The following is an 18,499-nucleotide window of genomic DNA, read 5'->3' on the forward strand; positions in this document are numbered from 1 at the left end:
AATAAGCCGGAAGCCCCTGTATAGGAGGTAAAGCCTTTGCCACATAACTAATATGAATCCAATAATATTAACCTGATAACCTGATATGCGTATGGGAAAGGGTTATCCTGAAAAGATAAATAAAACAGTAGTCTGAACAACCGGATAGCCGGCATAGATAATTGAATCGCCGGCATAAATGTAAATAACAAAACAGGTAATACAAAAAAAATGGAAAACGAAGGATATATCAAGCTATACAGGTCGCTGCCGGATAAACCGATCTGGCATCTCTCGACCCCCGGGCAAAAAACAGTACTCATTACATTGCTGCTGATGGTCAACCATAAAGAGGCCGGATGGGAATGGCAGGGCAGGAAGTTCAACTGCCAGCCGGGACAGGTGGTTACCAGCCTGGAGAAGATCACCCGCAGGGCAGGCAAGGGGATATCGGTACAGCATGTCAGGACAGCCCTGGCACGCTTCGAAAAATACGGGTTCCTGACAAACGAGTCGGCAAAGACAGGCAGGCTGATAACCATCTGTAACTGGGACTGTTACCAGCAGGCGAAAAGCGGAGGGGACAAAGATTCCCGCAAAGGCATAACAAAGCCTTCACAAAGGGGCAGCAAAGACCTCACAACTAACAAGAATGATAAGAATGATAAGAACGAAAAGAATGATAAGGAGAAAGAATCTTCATATAAATATTCAGATTCTTCTTTATCTTCTCCCGGTCTTTCTCCTTTACCTTCCCCCTGCCTTTCTTCTTTTCCTTTACCTTCTTCCCTTCCTGCATGCGTATCCCCTTCCCACTCATCCGGGGAAGATAAAGCGGCTGCCAGTGCTAAAAACTGGAGGGATGATTTCGGTACATACCTGGACGGGTTAAGGAAAGCCTATGACGCCCTTATGTCGGATGAAGGCCTGCTGAACAAAATGCAGCGCTACCATCCGAACGTGGATATCAAATTATCGGTCGAAAAAGCCTGTGTCGAGTTCTGGTCATTGGAAGCCGGATGGAAAAACAAGAAAAAGGCCAGGTCGCAGGCCATAGACTGGCAGGCAACCTTCCGTAATGCGTTAAACATACAATCAAACAGGGTATACACCAGATGAAAAAGCAGGTACATACAGATACTCCGGCATATATGCCGCCGCATGACCCGGAACTGGAAAAGATCGTGCTCGGTACGGTTATCTCCAACCGCCACGGATATGATGAAGTCCGGGACATCCTGCACGAAGACTGTTTCTATGATGACTTCCACCGGAGGGTATTCAGGATCTTCAGGGAGATAGAGGCCAAAGGCGCCGAGCCCGATATCGCCGGCATAGCAAGCCTGTATAAAGCCGGAACCGGCGAAATAAAGCTTGTGGAGCTGGCAGGGATGGGCGAACTGACGGAAGTAACACAGGTGTACAGCCATACCCTGCGGCTCTCCGACCTCGATACACGGCGCAAGCTGGTGCAACTGGCCGATAGGGTCAGGCTCGAAGCTTATACGGACTCTACGGATATAGCCGACATTACGGCATATTGCGGCCAGGTACTGAAAAACCTCTATAGCATGCCGCAGAACCCGGTAACGACGATACAGGATGCCATCAAAGGCGTATACTCGATCATCGAGGCCAATAAGACCAATAAATGCCTTAGCGGCTCCCCTACGGGATTCCGGGAGCTGGACAGCAGGACAGGCGGCCTGCAAAAGTCCGACCTGGTCATCATCGCCGGGGAGACCTCACAGGGCAAGACATCGTTCGCCATGTCCGTCCTCAACAATACGGTCAAATACGGGAGCCGTGTAGCCGTCTACTCGCTGGAGATGAAAAAGGAACAGTTGACGGCCCGCCTGATGGCCATGGAAAGCGGGATACCCGCCGCAAAGCTGTTGTACGCCCCGCTGGAAGACCACAGGTTCGGGCAACTGGACAAGTCCATATCACCCCTGTACCATTCGGGCATCTACTTTGACGACAGGAGCACATCCAACATCGACAATATCCTTTCGTCCATCCGCATGATGAAAGCCCGTTATGATATCGACGGGGCGGTGGTAGACTACCTCCAGATCCTGACCGTAAACATGAAGGGAGCCGGCAAGGAGCAGCAGATGGCGGATGCGGCCAGGCGGTTGAAGAACATAGCCAGGGAGCTGGACATCTGGGTTATCGCCCTGTCGCAGTTAAGCCGGGACGCATCCAACCCGGAACCGAACATCAACAGGCTGAGGGACAGCGGCCAGATAGGGGAAGCAGCGGACAACATCTACTTTGTTTACCGTCCCGAACTCTACAGGAGGGATTTCCCGGAGCCTTTCAAAGCTTACGATACGCAGGCGAAGGCCCTTATCATCGGGGGCAAGGGACGCAATACGGGGCTTGTCAGCTTCCTGGTGTCGTTCAACAGTGAAACGACGCAGTTTACGGACATAGAGTCCCCGGTATTGAAAAATGAGGGCAAACGTCCCTTCTAAATATTTAAATACATTTAAACACATGGGGAAATGAAAATAAATATAACAATGAAATCCGCAGACCGGGATTTATCCGGCATCGTTATCCGGCAGGAGACAAAAACGGGCTTCCTGAATGTACCGGATTAACGAAGGCTTACAAAACAGAAAGGAACAGGAAAGGCTGGAGCTACAGGAGGACTGATGAGATATCCGATTCTACGGCTAACGCGGAAAGGATATTTTATATCCTTCAGAAGCAGGGCTATTTTATTGATCCGGGATGTGACCCCGTAAAGAAGAATATCCGCCCTTTTATGAAAAACAGTGGAAATAAAGATAATCCCATAAAATGGGGAATTTCCCACTTTATGAAAGATATTGAGGAACAGTGGCTTAAATAATTTATATAAATACGCAACACTTAAAATTAAAAAAAAATGGAACGGAAATTTTTAAAGACAGCGGCTAAAAAGCCTTACATGATTGACAACAACGAAGGTATAAATTTCAGCCTACAGGTGGTAACGCCTAAGATTGACGGGATTCCGGCACAAAAGGAGCTCTTATTCCTGGCCGGGGATATCATACCTGATGGACTGACAAAAGACGGATCTTTGGTTATATCCGTTACGAAGGATGATGCAAGGAAACTCATTGACAGGCTTATAAGGCTTGCAGATGAATTATAACAGGCATAACGGATATTTTATGGGTTGCAGCAGGGTGTTTTACATCCTGCTGCAACTATCCGGTAAACGACAGGAGCTTAGTCCTGGAATAGTTTAAATACCTCTGACAGCTTCCCTGCCTTTAGGAATGTAAGCATTTGGTAAACCGTGTATTGTAAAATAATAAAGGATTTATATGGGCCTGAATCCGGGCCCATATTTTTTTTTGCAAAGGTCTGTAAAGGCATGCATCAGGATATCAAGGTGTGTTTTTATAGTTTGTTGTAGCTTGTACTTTCCTGATTGTACAAGTTAGAAGCGACAGGTGTAGCAGATAAGCGGCAACAACCAACAAAACACGACCTGCACACCGGATTCATTTTTGTTAAATACAAAAATAACAAAAACAAATCCCGTATAACTCACTGTATATCTGCGGGTAATCGTTCACGCTTGTTTTTGGTCATTTTTACACTTGTAGTTGCTGTCCGGTGTTGCTTTTAGCTTGGGTTGGTTGCTTGTGTGTTACTGCTTGTAGCTGATGGAAGCAACAGGAGCAACTGACAGGCAACAGGACAGTAGAGGTCATTGGATAGTCTGTGTATTTCAATCCTGTTTTATTTGATATATACAGGAATTGGTAAAGCGGATTCAATGTAATTGTTTGGAAATCATATTTATTGATGCTTATAATCCCTTGATATCCGTTACAGGCAGGAGCAATCTTATTGGATTATTTATTTCTGGTTCTGTGATCTGTATATCATAAGAGTAAAGGAGCAGAAACAAGATTTTTGCAACCAAAAGCAGCAATAGCCTTATTAATTTGCAAGCAACCAGTAATCTATACAGGATAGTTTAATAGGAAGTGGCTATCCATTAGTAAGCAAGGTGTAACAGATGCAAGGTTGACAGTAGCAACATTATTCACACCAGCCCTATATTCTGGATAGGTTGTATCCTATTTTGTCAAAGAATCGTAGCAGATTTTCATATTCTTTGTTTTTAACCGGTATTATTTACATTTGAAAAAAAATTAGTTATGATTAATAAGATACTTATATCCTTAGCTGTAGTACTTGTAACCTGTTCAGTCTGGAATTTCAGCAACGGTGAAATATCCCTAAAGTCCTTTATTTCCCAACTGGTTTCGGCAATGCTTATCGTTATATCACAGGTATTGGTGTTAAGGGGTAAAAAGGATAAAAGGGAATAACGGGTGTTGTTACTTAGGATTTTTCATCATAGCCTGTACTTATTTAAAATTTAAACAAGACCGGAACTGTATCTAATAACATTTATATATCAAGGAAACGAAGCTATCACTTTTTATTGATACATCTCTGGCGTGATAGCGTATTCGAAAAATATGTCCCCATTATTGTCATAATATTTATAAAGCAACGTGATTTTCATTTTACGGAATGAATGGAGTCCCGCCTCATTTTTTGCATTGTTTAAAAGATTAGGTACAATATTCTCTTTGACAGAATCATAATCTACCTCTTCTTTCAATACATCCACTGTAATATGGTAATTTACAATCATGGAAGAGGGCATTGAGACACTGTCCAATACACTATATGCATCTAATTTTTGTGGTAATTGCTTATTATATTTATCCATCTCTTCCTTTAAGGCAGATTCCGGACTACCATATATGAGCCTGTTTGTTAAATGAAAACCCAAAGCAGCAAATATAACCCCGAAAATAGCTCCGATAATTGTTTTTGTACCATTACCTATATTTCTCATATTAAAAAATATTAGATTACCCCCATAGTCTAAAAAGAATAATTAAACATAGACCGAAGATAATAACTTTTTGTAACTTTTGATAAAGTAAATATCTTTTCTCTCCATTTTCGTATCAATAAGCACTGATTACATATGCTTAAACAATTCAATCAATTCAATCCATTTTTGTTATTATATCCGGGAACTGCGCAATATTTGTCTTGTGCCCGGATTTCATATCGTTTCAGTAGTTCGGGGATATCCGCAAGAGGGGCTGTGAAACAAAACAAGGTAGTTCTATCGACATGTATAGTGTATTGATAGAGGAATCTGTATATAATTTGCTTTAATTTTCCGTGTACCATGCGAATAATCATCCATTCTGGTTCCCAGTCATTTTTACGGTTGTAGCTGTTGTCCGGTGTTGCTTTTAGTTTATGTTAGTTGCTTGTGTGTTACTGCCTATAGCTGATGGAAGCAACAAGGGCAATATCTAAGCAGCAGGACAGTAGAGGTCATTAGATAGTCTGTGTAATTCTATTCCGCTCTATTTGATAAATACAGGAGTTTATAAAACAGCTTAAATGTAATTAATTGTAAATCACATTTGTTGAGGCATATAATCCCTTGCCGTCCATTATAGGAAGGAGTAAGATTATTGTATTATTTATTCCTGGTTCTGTGACCTGTGCATAACAAGGACAAAGACAGTGATACAAGATTTTTGCAACCAAAAGCAGCAATAGCCTTATTAATTTGCAAGCAACCAGTAATCTATACAGGATAGTTTAATAGGAAGTGGCTATCTATTAGTAAGCAAGGTGTAACAGGTGCAAGGTTGGCAGCAACAACTTATCAATAGTCTTATATCAACAATATCAGCAGAAGTAATCATCTACCCAACCGGATTATAACAGATGTGTGATATACTATACAGGTGAAGCATACGATTGATAAGTAACAGGTAGTTGTAACCGGAAGCAACCACCTTGTAATACCACACCGGTAGTTTACCGCACACCGGTTTTATTCCTATGATACAGGACAAAACGGGTTCCGGTTGATTCGACATATTGAAAATATGGATTTTTATAAATTAAAATTTTATATTTGCAGTGTGTAACAACCTGCTTTAATACTGATGCAAGCTTTGACTCTAAAGAATCAAATAATAAATGTCCAGAGATAGGCGTAATCCCAAATAAGCTATAAATACACGGAAGCTATTTCCATTTAAAAATTATCAATTATGATTGAATTTCATCTAAAAGTCTTATAGGTATTCATTTGTTCCGGATTTATCCGGGACATAAACCTATGAGAAAAATGAGTAGAAGCAGAAAAAGAACACCTGTAAGTACGATTGCCTGTTGTAAATCGCAAAAAGCGGATAAACGCATTTGTAACCGCCTGTTCCGCCGGGAAAGTAAGGTCTTGCTGAAACAGGGGAAAGATTTACCTTCCCGCCTGCGTGAAGTTATGGATGTCTGGAGTTTCGCCGGTGACGGGAAACGCTATTGGGACTATGATTGCCGGTTCATTGAAAAATTAATGAGGAAATGAGGACAGTTATTGATTTAAGAGAGTTTAGGGTAATATCCACGTTCATATTAACTATAATTGAACGTGATGATGGAAAAAAGAAACAAACTGTGGAGGATTGGACAACGGGACAGGCTCTATGCTGCTAAAATGAAGCTGGAAGCTTCTTATGGCGGCTCATTTATCCTGGACGGTGAAATTACCTGTAATCCCCGTTGGATTGAACTGTACAAGGCAAACTGGAATCCGGTTTATAAATCGGTTCGTACAGCGTGCAGTTGCCCGGTGTGCCGGGGTGAGAGATATAACCGTTGCCAATATAAATGGGAAACCGGAAGGATCATTGAGGGAAATTTGTAAGAAATAAGGCTGTAATCGAACCATTACAGCCTTATTTGCTTTATTCTTAGATTCAAACCCAATCTAAACAAAAAAGGAAGTCCACAAAATCACTTCGTTAACTTCCCAACCTTAACACAAACTTTACAAAACCAGACTCTTTAAACAGCATACGTATCGAAAAGTTTTACGGAAATTAAAATTGATATGAAAAGATATCAAGCTATCGATAAGAGAAAGGAAAAAATACAGAATACTCTGATATTTAATTTATAGACGATATCTGAATCTCCAAGTGGACAATTACTACAAGAATTTGACAATTTGCAAGCAACTATCCTAAAATAACAGACAACATGTAAGCAATAAAGTGGTAAAATAAAGGTGTCACACCAGCAAGACAAAGCAATTTGCAAGCAATAAATTAAATACCTTCGGTTGAAAAGGGCAACTCCTGTTCCGGGCAGGATACTATCCTTACTTTACTTTAATATTGTCCTGTAAGAGCGCAACATATGTCCCGGAATGAAAGCCTTATCCAAACAGGCAGTGATATTTAGCCGGAGAATGTTTGTACAGTATTATATAAAACGATATGTTTGCAGGGAGAATATAAAAATCAGGTGAAAGTTAACTGAATAGACGCAGGTTTATGGATCATGCCGGACTTTTAAAACGGATTGCCGAACTGGAAGGGCAAATAGCGGCGCTGACTGCCGAGAAAGATAAACTGCTTTATGCCTTGACCCCACCTGAACCTGCCTCCCCTCCGGAAAACCCGTCCTCCGGTTCACCTGTCAACAAACATAGTCCACCCAGGCAAAAAATCGAATTATTCATGTCGCTGTTCCGTGGCCGGACGGATGTTTATGCCAAACGCTATTACAATAAGAAGCTGGATAAGGGGCTTTATGTACCTGCCTGCAAAAATGAATGGGATCAGGTATTATGCAAAAAGCCGGAAATAAAATGCAGGAATTGCAAAAACAGGGTACTCCTGCCCTTAACGGACGGGGTTATCGAACGTCATCTGCGTAACAGGGATGAATCCGGGAATGGTATTATAGGCATTTACCCGCTCCTGCCGGATGAAACCTGCCGGCTCCTGGCTGTCGATTTCGATGAAAAGGACTGGACGGATGATATCGCCGCATTCCGTACGGTTTGTGAGGAACTGGAAGTCCCTGTTGCTATAGAGCGTTCCCGTTCGGGTAACGGCGGCCATGCCTGGATATTCTTCGATGAAGCGCTTCCTGCAACATCGGCCCGGAAGATGGGAAATATACTGCTGACCAAAGCCATGAATATCCGTCATGAGATCCGTTTCTCCTCCTATGACCGGATGTTCCCGAACCAGGACGTTATGCCTTCCGGCGGTTTCGGCAACCTGATTGCGCTGCCGCTGCAAGGTTCATCACGCCAAAAAGGGAACAGCGAATTTGTCGATGCGGCTTTCAAGCCTTATCCCGACCAGTGGGCATACCTGTCTTCCATCCGCAAAATGAGCGCTGCCGGAGTTTCAACGCTGTTATCGCTATTCAGGTATGAGCCTGAACTGGGACAACTCGCTGAGGCTTTTGACGGGGAAGAGGAAGACCATCCAAAGCCATGGGAGCCGGGCAAGGCGGAAATACAGTTGAAGGCAAGTGATTTTCCGGGACAGCTCGTTATTGTGGAAGCCAACATGCTGTATGTAGCGAAAGAAGGAGTCAGCCAATATGCCCTCAACCACATCAAGCGCCTTGCTGCATTCAGGAACCCGGATTTTTACAGGAAACAAAAAATGCGGGTCTCGACTTACGACACGCCCCGTATTATATATTCGCAGCATGAAACAAGCGGTTATCTGGGAATCCCCCGCGGTTGCCGCAATTCCCTTACGGAACTATTGGACAAGTCATCCGCCGGTTACATCTTTGAGGATAAAAGGACTTATGGTGAAACTGCCGGTATAAGTTTCCGGGGAACACTCCTTCCGGAGCAACAGGCAGCCTTTAATGCATTATCGGAATATGAAAACGGAGTCCTTTCCGTACCGACGGCTTTCGGGAAAACCGTTATCGGCATGGCGCTTATCGCCCGGCGGAAATGCAAGACCCTCATTCTGGTACACCTGCATACACTGGAAGCGCAATGGAAAAAGGCAGTCAGGGAGTTCCTGTCCTTAAGTAAGAAAGACCCGGCAGGTATCGTGGATATTGCACTGGTTCAAAGTCTTGTTGCTAACGGGGAAGCCGAAGAGCGGATCAAAGGTTACGGTATGGTTATCGTGGACGAGTGCCACCATGCTTCTTCCCTGAACTATGAAAAGGTGCTTAGTACGGTTAACGCCCGCTATGTATACGGATTGACGGCTACACCCGTCCGCCGTGACGGGCAGCATCCGCTTGTATTCATGTATTGCGGGGCCATCCGCTATACGGTCGATACAAAGTCGCATACCCAAAAGCAGGGCTTTATGCATTCCGTTACCCCCCGCTTTACCACATTCGGGATACCGTCTACCCCGGATGATTCACTATGGCACATCACCCAGATATATGCTTCCCTTTGCGAGGATAATACACGCAACCGGCAAATAATCCTCGATGTGATAAAAGCCGTTGAAACTGGCCGGACGCCTGTTATCCTGACCCAACGGAAAGAACATGCAATCATATTGGCGGTAATGATTGAACAGGAAGCGGCTTCCGGTACGCATATCCTGACCCTTACCGGTTCCGCCTCCGCAAAAGCCCGGAAGGATATGACCGCCCGCCTTGCCGGGATACCGGAGGACGAGCCGCTTGTTATCGTCGCCACAGGGAAATACGCCGGGGAGGGATTCGATTACCCCCGGTTGGATACCCTCTTCCTGGCTACTCCTGTTGCATGGAAAGGCACATTAGCCCAATATGCGGGGAGGTTACACCGTAACTATTCGGGAAAAGAGGAAGTCAGGATATATGATTATGTGGACAGGCATGTGCCTGTACTGGAACGGATGTACCGGAAACGCCTGGCGGGTTACAAGCAAATGGGATATAAAGTCGTGCAGGAAGAAAGTACGGGACAACAGCTATTCCCTTTTCCCTGAACAGGCCGGGTTTCCTGTTAATAAATACAATATAAAACAAAAGCGGCACCGTTCAGGAGCCGCCTTTGTTTAAGGATTGTGCACAGGATTCAGAACTTATATCCCAGGCTTATATATGCGTTTGTGTTCTTTATTTTTACATTTTCTGCATCAGTATTTTCTATCTGGCCGGCGTATATGTTAGCAATACTAAGGTCGCTGTCCAGGTCTGTTCCAGCATCGATTTTTTTCAATTAAGTATCAGGCGGGGTTTGTTAGTGAAACCAGACTTCCAGTTGATATTTTTTTGAATCTTGCCGGAAAATTTATATAATATGATTAATTGTTTTGAGTCGGCATGAAAACTACTTTATGTATTAGAATATAATATCTAATTTATATGCTAAATAATTAAAACACATAGTCTTCGTTTTTAATAATTTTCTTTATCTTTGAACGCAAACAAAACTACACTGTAAGCGAGTTAACAATTAATAGTTATTAAACAAATTAAAATCATATTTGTATGAACACAAACTATTTAAACCGATCTCCCTTTTGTCAAAAAACGGCAGTTAGTTTTTCATGCATTCAGCTTATCTCACCGGAGAAAAATACATGTTATTCAAAAAATAAAATGATGCTCCCGTTTTTTAGTCCGCAATGTATTTTCAGGTACGAACCTTTTCATTTATCAATCAGCAGTTAAAAAAGTTAAAGAATTACAGGATCTCGTTCAACGTTAGCGTATTTAACCCATCGGTTCATATACCTTGCGATTGAAAAAGTGGAGCTATGCTACGACAGTGTAAGCATATGGGGAATTCCTGTAAAGACTATACAAAAAGACATGGTGGAAATTCAAAAAATATTTAGAGCAAACAAGATGTAAAATTATTGTTATGAAAAACATTCTTTTAGGAGAAGGAGAACAACCTAAAATCCGCAATCGCAAATTAGAACATATCACATTGCTATTAGTATCTGTTGTAATCGTATTGGCATTTTTTACGCTATACATCAATCAGGAAAAGAAATTTACAGATATAAACAATGGCTTGAAAAATAAATCTGTTATTGTACTTAAAAAAGGATTTAAACCTAATGAGTTGTCGCGACTTTTATTAATCAATAACTATTTTTCAGATAAAAAAGATGCAGAAGCCATAGCTAATATTATTCATAACAAATTGGAACAAGGACAAGCTTTGCCCAATTTGGGAGCATTGAACTTATCGAAATTTAGAATATCGGCTGACTCCGCTGAAATGATCGGGGGGAAAGCATTGCGTGCACAAGTAGATAAATCCCGTGGAATTTTACATGGAACTACTAACATGGATAGTCTTTATAAAACTTTGCCCTTACCTCATGATTCTATGGACTTGAAAGAGGGGGATTGTGTCATAATTGTAAAAGTGCAAGAAAAAATCGATTCGGTTTCGTGGTTTACAAAATTTCGAAAGGAAAACATTAAAGATATCCCGAATGTTATAGTGCAACTAAAAAAACACTATTGGCTTGCAGCAGGAATAGATAAAAATAAAGACACTATATATGTGGCGAAAGATACCATTATCGGGTATGCTACAACAAACAAACATGGTACCGCGTTTTTTACCGGGTTGAAAAAAGACGGATATTATAGTGTCTTACCTATACGAAAAGGCTTTGAATATGGCTCATCGAAAGGAACTGGTAACGGAAAAACATTAGGAGGAAACCAAGTATATTCTTTCGTTCAAAAGGCACATACAATACGCTTAATCGACCCGCTTACTTATTCCCAGATAAAAGAAGATTCTACTGTAACTGTCCGTGCGCCCCAAGATTTTATTGACAGTCTGGTAAAATATATTATCCTGTTTTTTGCGGTCTGGTGGGGTCTGCATTTCTTTTTGATTGCCCGTAAAAAAGAGGCCGACCCGCTTATCTTACCATTGTTAATGACCTTAACCGGTATCTGTTTAGTTATCATGTATGCTATTCATGATCCTCTTACCGACAAAATGCTTGGGGAGGATATGGCGAAAGGTATCATAGCGGGTGTGATTTTGATGGCTTTGTGCTCTGAGGTTAATTTCTTGAAATTTGTTAATTCACAAAGTGGAATTAAAACCAAAAGAAAACGGATTACCATCCCTTTTGATTTGTTTTTAACCTGTTTAAGGAAAGTTTTAAGATTCCACATATCAGGTCGAAAAATATATCCATTGGGTGTGAAAGTATATCAATCAGCCTGTAAAATTCCCGATGGCTTTGGCTACCTGTTTGTAGCCTTGCTGCTTGCTTTTTCGCTCTTTCCTTTTGGTTCGGGGCCCGAAGGTAGTGACGTGAAAGTAAACCTGTTTTTCTTTCAGCCTAGCGAAATTACCAAATATTTAGTCGTACTGTTTTTAGCGGCTTTCTTTGCAAAGAGAGCAGACTACTTCTTAAAAATAACGGATATTAAGAGGCGGATCTTAAACATTTCGATGATTGCTGCCGGAATAGGCGTTTTGCTAGGTATTTATATGTTTTTGGGGGATATGGGCCCGGCCCTTGTATTGGCTCTCACTTTTATTATTATCTATTCTGTAGCACGACAGGATTTTCCGCAATTAATCCTGGGTACTGCCTCTTTTGCGCTTGTACTATGTGTATCCTCTAAGTTCTTTGGCGGGTCGCCGACGATTCTGGCCACATTTGCCCTGCTTTGGTTTGTATTGTGGATAGCTTATGGTATGATAAAAAAACAAATCTATGAAAGCACTATCTTCCTCAACTTAGTCATTGCAGCCTTCATATTCGGCGAAAATATCCCGAATGTCGGGGAGCGGTTACATGACCGGAATGCCATATACACCGATCTCTGGAACAATGATGTGACCGGAGGCGATCAAGTGGTTCAAGGCTTGTGGGGTTTAGCTTCAGGGGGTACCTGGGGGCAAGGTTTGGGCGAAGGAAACCCTAATTTAGTACCAGCATTCCATACCGATATGATTTTTACAAGTATTGGCGAAGAATTAGGATGGATAGGGCTGTTGCTTATCGTGCTCTGCCTGGCTATCCTACTGCATCGAAGCCTGCTTATAGGACGTCGAGCGGCACAACCGTTTCTCTTTTACCTGGCTGCGGGCATTGCTATTGTAACAGGTATACAATTCCTTATCATTACCCTGGGTAGCGTAGGCCTCATTCCATTGACCGGTATCGCTGTGCCTTTCCTCAGCTATGGCAAGGTTAGTTTAATTATTAACCTGGCTGCTTTCGGTATTATACTGTCTATTTCAAGAAACCGTGGTTCAAATCTTCAAAAGAATGATACTACAAAAAGGTACGATACGATTATTGGCGTGGCTAGTATGGCATATACTGCTTTTTCACTGGTATTATTGGGTGTGTTGGCTAATTATCAGATTTTTACGCGGGATAATACACTTGTAAAACCGGCTTTTGTCGTCACACGGCAAGGCGAGCGGATGGTTGAATATAACCCGCGCATCGGTTTGCTGATGAAAAACCTGGATGCAGGGATTATTTATGACAGAAACGGAGTGATTTTAGCAACTAATAGCGCTGATTCCATCAGGATAAAAGAAAATAAAGAGAAGTTTGCCGCAGCAGGCGTTGCCGACACGATCTATACAAAGGAAGCCGGAATGCGTAAACAACGCTATTATCCTTTCGGCAACAATATGTTCTTCTGGACGGGCGATTTTAATTCCAAGCTTTTATGGGACGAGGGCGAAAGCGCAAGGGGATATATTGCCGAACGCCGGCACCTGAACTATTTAAGAGGTTTCGATAATGAACCTGAAAAAATAAAATTATCCACAAAATTACCCGGTAATAAATTTTTAAATGATAAACCGATAGAAAAAGAATTCGTTTTTTATCACTATCCAGACTTGATTGTGGATATGCTCAAAGACGGGATAAACGGGGATATAGTCAGGGAGCATAATGAAACCGAAAACCGGAAACAACGCGATATATACCTCACCGTAGATGCTGCATTACAAACAAAGCTGCAACAGTTTATTCGAGAAAAGGCTGCTGGTTTCCACAGGCAATCGCGTGTTTCAGTGGCCGTTTTAGGGGCGGAAAACGGGGAGGTACTCGCTTCGGCAAATTATCCGCTTCCTGACCCAAACCAATTGAAAGCATTTTACGAAAACAAAGATTATAAACCTAAAGAAATCATTACAGACAGGGATTTAGGTATGACTGAGCCAACAGCACCAGGATCTACGGCAAAAGTAATGTCGGCTTTGGCATCATTTATCAAACTTGGAAAAGATGCGGAAAAAGAAAGATATTATGTAAGTCCGGAAGAAATTATCCATAGTGATAACGGTGAAGAGCCCAATGGACAAGAAGTAAATATGCATGATGCTATCGTGAAATCTTCCAATGTATATTTTATCAAACTGGTAAACGACAAAAATTTGTATGAACCATTAGCCGGTATTTACTGGAAGACTGGAATAAGGGTCGGCCTCGATTTACCATATGTTTTCTATAAAAACGATAAGGAAGATGATTATCTGAATTTCCATGAGCAAATGGATAAACTTTCTGTAAAAGGTACAACTAAATATAAGAAATATGTTGCAGAACGACAAAACAGAAAGCTAAATGATGGCGAATTTCAGTTGGCATGGGGGCAATCGCCTATTTCCGCAACGCCTTTGTCAATGGCAAGAGTGGTTTCCATCATTGCCAACGGAGGTATATTGAAAGATACGAAATATGTGATGACAACTGTTGAGGATATTCCCGAACAGAACGAAACGGAAATAGTAGATAAAAACCTTGCCGAAATTTTAAAAGGCTATATGAAAAATGAAAGCGCCGGACGTAAACTATTTCCCGGAAATGTAGGCGGAAAATCAGGGACGCCCCAAATAACAAAGCGGGCCAACCATAAAGCGGATTATGACGGCTGGTATATCTTTTTTGTGGAAAATACAAAAAAACAGGGTACGATAGCGGTAGCTGTGCGTATAGAAAACGTTAAAAGCGGTACTGCCGCACGATTGGCGGCAGACTTAGTGAAAGAATTCTGGGCACAGACTAAAGAATAACCAATGGCTGAACCGAGATGAAAAATTTAAAAGGAATATTTGTTTATTTACTGCTATCCGTCTTCCTCATACTTACAGCCAGGCAATTTTGCAGCATTGTATGGTGGAGCATCTCACATTATAAACTGTTTGCATGGTTTGCCGCAGGTGTAGTGGTATATTTTATTGCCCGTAAATTTTTAAAGAAGAACGAAGAATTTTTGCAGACTTTTACGCATGAACTTACCCATACTATTGCAGGCTTTTTGTTCGGACATAAGATTCACTCCTTCCGGGCAAGTGATGGCAACGGAGGAGAGATTTACCATAGTGGGCGATACGGTGGTATTTTCATTGCGCTTACGCCATACTGCCTGCCGGTATATACTTACGTCCTGATGCTTTTGCGTTTGATTGGCGAAAGGCAGGCATTGTATGTTTTTGATTTGCTTACAGGCCTGACAGCAGCCTTTCATGCTGTTGCCTTTTTTAAGCAAATACGACCATATCAAACTGATATTCAAAGCCAGGGATATTTAAAATCTTACTTGTTCATAACCGCTTTTTTACTTTTCAATTCCGCAGTGATTTTGCTGACTGTAAGAAAAGGACTAAGCTATGCCTTTCAGACGTCGGTCAGAGATTATTGGTATGATATAGAGGCTTTTTTTAATTTCATAACACAATAAATAACAATTAAACCATATAATCATGTCACAATTATTTTTAAGCGAATATGAAATTTTAAGCAGCAGTACCTCCCACGAGGGCGCATTCGCTACCGTCTATAAAGTGCGCCACAAGGGGTTGGGTTATATCCGCGCTATCCGTGTATTGCGCGAAACCATCGTAAACGAGAGTGACCTGAAATACCAGAAGTTCCTTGCCGAATGCCGTCTGCTGTTGCGCCTGGGCAACGGCGGGCACCCCAACATCGTGCGTATCGCCCAACCGCGCCTGTTGCAGGGGCACGCCCTGGTGGAGATGGAATATGTACACGGCAAAGACCTGAATGACTATATCATTGAAAAGAGCCGTTTTATCCCCATAGACGAGGTACTCCGCTTTGTGCGAGAAATAAGCAGCGCGTTGGCCTACTGCCATGAAAGGATCTACGAGTTCTGCATGGACAGGGAGGAAGACAACTTGCGCGACGATCCCGAGGACGGCAGCAAGGTATTGCTCGACGCCTCCGCCAAACAACGCCTGACAGACAAATACAAGGTAATACATAACGATATCCACTCCAAGAATATCATCCGGAAATACGACGGGAGTTTTATCCTGCTTGACTTCGGCCTGTCCATCCAAAACGGCACAGTGGTAAAAAGCAGCACCCGCAAGGGAGGTGCAGCCGAGTATAAGGCGCCTGAGAAATGGGAGAACGAAGGCCTTATCACCGAGCAGACCGACATGTACAGTTTCGGGGTATTGATGTACGAGATGCTGGCGGGACAGGTTCCCTTCCCGTACAATACGGATGTCCCTTCCACCAAGGCCGAATACGACCTGATGCAGCAGCATGGGCAGGAGCGGCCCCCTGCGATAGAGTCTTTGCGCCGTTCTGCATTTGAGGAAGCGAATCCGGGCAAAAAGTATGAAAAGGATTATCCTGCCTGGCTGGAAGCAATGATCATGAAATGCCTTGAAAAGAAGCCGGAAAACCGCTACAGGAACGCACAAGTATTTTTTGACGAGATTGAAAGGAATCTTGCCGGCAGTAAGGGGTGGGCAGATAATGAATTGGCAGGGAAATTGCAGGCTGAAAATACACGCCTTACACAAAAGATGAATAATCTGTATCTATACAATACTGATTTGGAAACTCAGGTAGAGAAATTGAAAAAAAATGCAGATGCAAAAGATTTTAGTATTCAACAGTTGGGACTGCATAATTTTGATGCGACAGAAAAGCTCAAACAGTTGGAATCTAAAAATCAAGAACTGCAAAAGCAATTAGCAGCTGAACAGATGAGGCAAATACCTGAAACAGAGATTAAGCACAATCCATTTTTTATTGCTTTGACAATCGTGTTTGCCGTCGTTGCCCTTGGTTTGAGCGCTTATTTATTGTCTCACGAAAGCGGTGATCAAGCTACCATCGAACAACAAGCCACAGAACTTTCTGATTTAAAGCAAAAAAATGAAATAATCCGGGACTCGGTGCAAATTATTCCGTCTAACTCCGGTTCTGACGCGGAAATAAAAAAGTTACGGGAGGAGATCAGCCGCCTGAAAAACCAGGGAGGAAACAGCAGCCAGGTATCGGGATTGAACCAGGAAATTAACAACTTAAAATCACAGTTAAGGACAAAAGACAATGAGATTAAAGCATTAAAGAAAACGATTGGAGATATCTGATGAGAACATATAAACTACTGATTATTCCAGTTATACTGTTGATGTCCTATGCTACTTTACTGGCACAGGATGGGCGTGATTATTTGCAAAACATCAATACCTGTTTATTAAAAAATGATTGTCGGTGTGCAAAGAAATGGTATATAGCCTATAAGAACGTAACAGGAAAAACAGATGCCGGTGTAGAGAAGCAGATAGCTGCTTGTGAGGGTAATTTGCATACATCCAACGATTCGGGCAAAGTGGAAGAGAAACCATTCGTTACAGTAGAGCAGATGCCTGGCTTCCCCGGAGGTGAAACAGAAATGCACCGGTTTATCAATGATAATCTGAAATATCCGGTTGTAGCTCAGGAGTCAGGGATACAAGGCCGTGTTACTATACGTTTCGTTGTTACCAAAACAGGCGCAATCTCAGATGTAACGGTAATCCGTGGTATCGACCCTTCTTGTGATAAAGAAGCAGTAAGGGTTGTAAAAGCGATGCCAAAATGGATTCCGGGTAAGCAAAACGGTTTGAACGTACCGGTTTACTTTACTCTTCCGGTTGTATTCCGTTTGAGTGAACCGGGTTACAAGCAACATACAATACAAAAGGGAGAAACATTATACTCCATCAGTAAATTTTATGGAATTACCGTAGAAGAATTGATAAAAGCCAATCCTGAAATTAATAATAATGAATTTCGGACAGGCAATATTTTAGAAATCCGTACAAAATAAATAAACAAATGAAAACGTATAAATTACTGATGATTTTAGCCGCCCTGCTAATGGGGAGCATTACCTTATCGGCACAACAAGAAGGAAACGAATATCTGCAAAAAGCAGAAACCAGCTTATCGCAAGGTAATTGCAAGCAAGCCATGCTTTGGTATAATACCTATAAAAACTTAACGAATAGAACAGATGCCGGTATAGAGAAGCGGATAGCAGCCTGTGAAGAAGTAATCCCAGCTCTACAAATAGAGAATCGTGTTGAAACTGTTTTTTTTAGCCCAAAAAGTAGTGCAATCATTGATAGGAACCAAAAAGTTAACATCTTTAACACAGCTAAATATCTTCAAGATAATCCTAGCGCTAAAGTTAAAGTTGTAGGTTATGCAGACAAGAAAACAGGTACTCCTTCTATCAATGAAAAACTTTCTGAAAAACGTGCTAAGAATGTAGCAAACGAGTTGATCAAGAAATACAACATCGATAGCAACCGTGTAACTGTAGTATGGAAAGGTGACACAGTACAACCATATGCTGAAAATGCATGGAATGAGGTTGCTATTTTATTTCTATATTAAGATAGATAATTTTT

At 42.1% G+C, this 18,499-nt stretch carries 15 protein-coding genes; 12 read left to right on the top strand and 3 right to left on the bottom strand.

Going from position 1 to position 18,499, the window contains the following annotated elements; translation table 11 throughout:
• Positions 1–210: 210 nt before the first annotated feature.
• From ACYQ3L_RS08635 to ACYQ3L_RS08650, 4 genes are all read left to right on the top strand, one after another.
• Entirely contained in the window at positions 211–1,098 is an 888-nt protein-coding gene (locus tag ACYQ3L_RS08635) for a hypothetical protein (RefSeq protein ID WP_459952388.1), read from the top strand.
• Positions 1,095–2,459 carry a replicative DNA helicase gene (locus ACYQ3L_RS08640; protein WP_459952260.1) on the top strand — a complete coding sequence of 455 codons (1,365 nt, stop codon included), beginning with the start codon at positions 1,095–1,097 and terminating at the stop codon, positions 2,457–2,459. Before ACYQ3L_RS08635 ends, ACYQ3L_RS08640 begins: the two co-directional genes overlap by 4 nt.
• 419 nt (positions 2,460–2,878) lie before the next feature.
• Positions 2,879–3,130, top strand: a complete 252-nt coding sequence (locus ACYQ3L_RS08645; protein ID WP_380001150.1) for a hypothetical protein — start codon at positions 2,879–2,881, stop codon at positions 3,128–3,130.
• 1,021 nt (positions 3,131–4,151) lie between these two features.
• The gene (locus tag ACYQ3L_RS08650; protein WP_379993829.1) at positions 4,152–4,325 is read left to right on the top strand and encodes a hypothetical protein; all 174 of its coding nucleotides are present in this window, start codon (positions 4,152–4,154) and stop codon (positions 4,323–4,325) included.
• 113 nt (positions 4,326–4,438) lie between these two features.
• Here ACYQ3L_RS08650 and ACYQ3L_RS08655 read toward each other — a convergent pair whose 3' ends face one another.
• On the bottom strand, positions 4,439–4,864 hold the full coding sequence (locus ACYQ3L_RS08655) for a hypothetical protein (protein ID WP_379993828.1): 426 nt from the start codon (positions 4,862–4,864) through the stop codon (positions 4,439–4,441).
• Positions 4,865–5,741: 877 nt separating this feature from the next.
• On the bottom strand, positions 5,742–5,918 hold the full coding sequence (locus ACYQ3L_RS08660; RefSeq protein ID WP_379993827.1) for a hypothetical protein: 177 nt from the start codon (positions 5,916–5,918) through the stop codon (positions 5,742–5,744).
• Between the two features lie 254 nt (positions 5,919–6,172).
• Between ACYQ3L_RS08660 and ACYQ3L_RS08665 the strand changes: the two genes are divergently transcribed.
• From ACYQ3L_RS08665 to ACYQ3L_RS08675, 3 genes are all read left to right on the top strand, one after another.
• Positions 6,173–6,409, top strand: coding sequence for a hypothetical protein (locus ACYQ3L_RS08665; RefSeq protein ID WP_379993826.1), 237 nt, complete (start codon positions 6,173–6,175; stop codon positions 6,407–6,409).
• A 66-nt stretch (positions 6,410–6,475) separates the two neighbouring features.
• The gene (locus ACYQ3L_RS08670) at positions 6,476–6,748 is read left to right on the top strand and encodes a hypothetical protein (protein WP_379993825.1); all 273 of its coding nucleotides are present in this window, start codon (positions 6,476–6,478) and stop codon (positions 6,746–6,748) included.
• Positions 6,749–7,379: 631 nt separating this feature from the next.
• A complete protein-coding gene (locus ACYQ3L_RS08675) occupies positions 7,380–9,803 on the top strand; it encodes a TOTE conflict system archaeo-eukaryotic primase domain-containing protein (protein ID WP_379993824.1) in 2,424 nt (807 codons plus the stop codon).
• An 89-nt stretch (positions 9,804–9,892) separates the two neighbouring features.
• Here the strand turns inward: ACYQ3L_RS08675 and ACYQ3L_RS08680 are convergent, their stop codons facing one another.
• Entirely contained in the window at positions 9,893–10,036 is a 144-nt protein-coding gene (locus tag ACYQ3L_RS08680; RefSeq protein WP_459952389.1) for a hypothetical protein, read from the bottom strand.
• A gap of 648 nt (positions 10,037–10,684) precedes the next feature.
• Here ACYQ3L_RS08680 and ACYQ3L_RS08685 point away from each other — a divergent pair.
• From ACYQ3L_RS08685 to ACYQ3L_RS08705, 5 genes are read left to right on the top strand one after another with little or no spacing between them, the layout of a single operon-like run.
• Entirely contained in the window at positions 10,685–14,851 is a 4,167-nt protein-coding gene (locus ACYQ3L_RS08685; RefSeq protein WP_379993823.1) for an FtsW/RodA/SpoVE family cell cycle protein, read from the top strand.
• Between the two features lie 17 nt (positions 14,852–14,868).
• On the top strand, positions 14,869–15,519 hold the full coding sequence (locus tag ACYQ3L_RS08690) for a M50 family metallopeptidase (RefSeq protein WP_379993822.1): 651 nt from the start codon (positions 14,869–14,871) through the stop codon (positions 15,517–15,519).
• A 22-nt stretch (positions 15,520–15,541) separates the two neighbouring features.
• On the top strand, positions 15,542–17,191 hold the full coding sequence (locus ACYQ3L_RS08695) for a serine/threonine protein kinase (protein WP_459952390.1): 1,650 nt from the start codon (positions 15,542–15,544) through the stop codon (positions 17,189–17,191).
• On the top strand, positions 17,191–17,913 hold the full coding sequence (locus ACYQ3L_RS08700; protein WP_379998544.1) for a TonB family protein: 723 nt from the start codon (positions 17,191–17,193) through the stop codon (positions 17,911–17,913). The genes ACYQ3L_RS08695 and ACYQ3L_RS08700 overlap by 1 nt, the downstream gene beginning before the upstream one ends.
• An 8-nt stretch (positions 17,914–17,921) precedes the next feature.
• Positions 17,922–18,485 (top strand): OmpA family protein, encoded by a 564-nt coding sequence (locus tag ACYQ3L_RS08705; RefSeq protein ID WP_379998542.1) that lies wholly within the window; start codon positions 17,922–17,924, stop codon positions 18,483–18,485.
• Positions 18,486–18,499: the final 14 nt, after the last annotated feature.

Source organism: Dysgonomonas termitidis, assembly GCF_054657735.1.

Excerpts from the sequence above, each read along its gene's own strand:
- ACYQ3L_RS08635 (WP_459952388.1), top strand. The coding sequence starts at position 211 with ATGGAAAACGAAGGATATATCAAGCTATACAGGTCGCTGCCGGATAAA.
- ACYQ3L_RS08640 (WP_459952260.1), top strand. The coding sequence starts at position 1,095 with ATGAAAAAGCAGGTACATACAGATACTCCGGCATATATGCCGCCGCAT.
- ACYQ3L_RS08645 (WP_380001150.1), top strand. The coding sequence starts at position 2,879 with ATGGAACGGAAATTTTTAAAGACAGCGGCTAAAAAGCCTTACATGATT.
- ACYQ3L_RS08650 (WP_379993829.1), top strand. The coding sequence starts at position 4,152 with ATGATTAATAAGATACTTATATCCTTAGCTGTAGTACTTGTAACCTGT.
- ACYQ3L_RS08655 (WP_379993828.1), bottom strand. The coding sequence starts at position 4,864 with ATGAGAAATATAGGTAATGGTACAAAAACAATTATCGGAGCTATTTTC.
- ACYQ3L_RS08660 (WP_379993827.1), bottom strand. The coding sequence starts at position 5,918 with ATGTCGAATCAACCGGAACCCGTTTTGTCCTGTATCATAGGAATAAAA.
- ACYQ3L_RS08665 (WP_379993826.1), top strand. The coding sequence starts at position 6,173 with ATGAGTAGAAGCAGAAAAAGAACACCTGTAAGTACGATTGCCTGTTGT.
- ACYQ3L_RS08670 (WP_379993825.1), top strand. The coding sequence starts at position 6,476 with ATGATGGAAAAAAGAAACAAACTGTGGAGGATTGGACAACGGGACAGG.
- ACYQ3L_RS08675 (WP_379993824.1), top strand. The coding sequence starts at position 7,380 with ATGGATCATGCCGGACTTTTAAAACGGATTGCCGAACTGGAAGGGCAA.
- ACYQ3L_RS08685 (WP_379993823.1), top strand. The coding sequence starts at position 10,685 with ATGAAAAACATTCTTTTAGGAGAAGGAGAACAACCTAAAATCCGCAAT.
- ACYQ3L_RS08690 (WP_379993822.1), top strand. The coding sequence starts at position 14,869 with ATGAAAAATTTAAAAGGAATATTTGTTTATTTACTGCTATCCGTCTTC.
- ACYQ3L_RS08695 (WP_459952390.1), top strand. The coding sequence starts at position 15,542 with ATGTCACAATTATTTTTAAGCGAATATGAAATTTTAAGCAGCAGTACC.
- ACYQ3L_RS08700 (WP_379998544.1), top strand. The coding sequence starts at position 17,191 with ATGAGAACATATAAACTACTGATTATTCCAGTTATACTGTTGATGTCC.
- ACYQ3L_RS08705 (WP_379998542.1), top strand. The coding sequence starts at position 17,922 with ATGAAAACGTATAAATTACTGATGATTTTAGCCGCCCTGCTAATGGGG.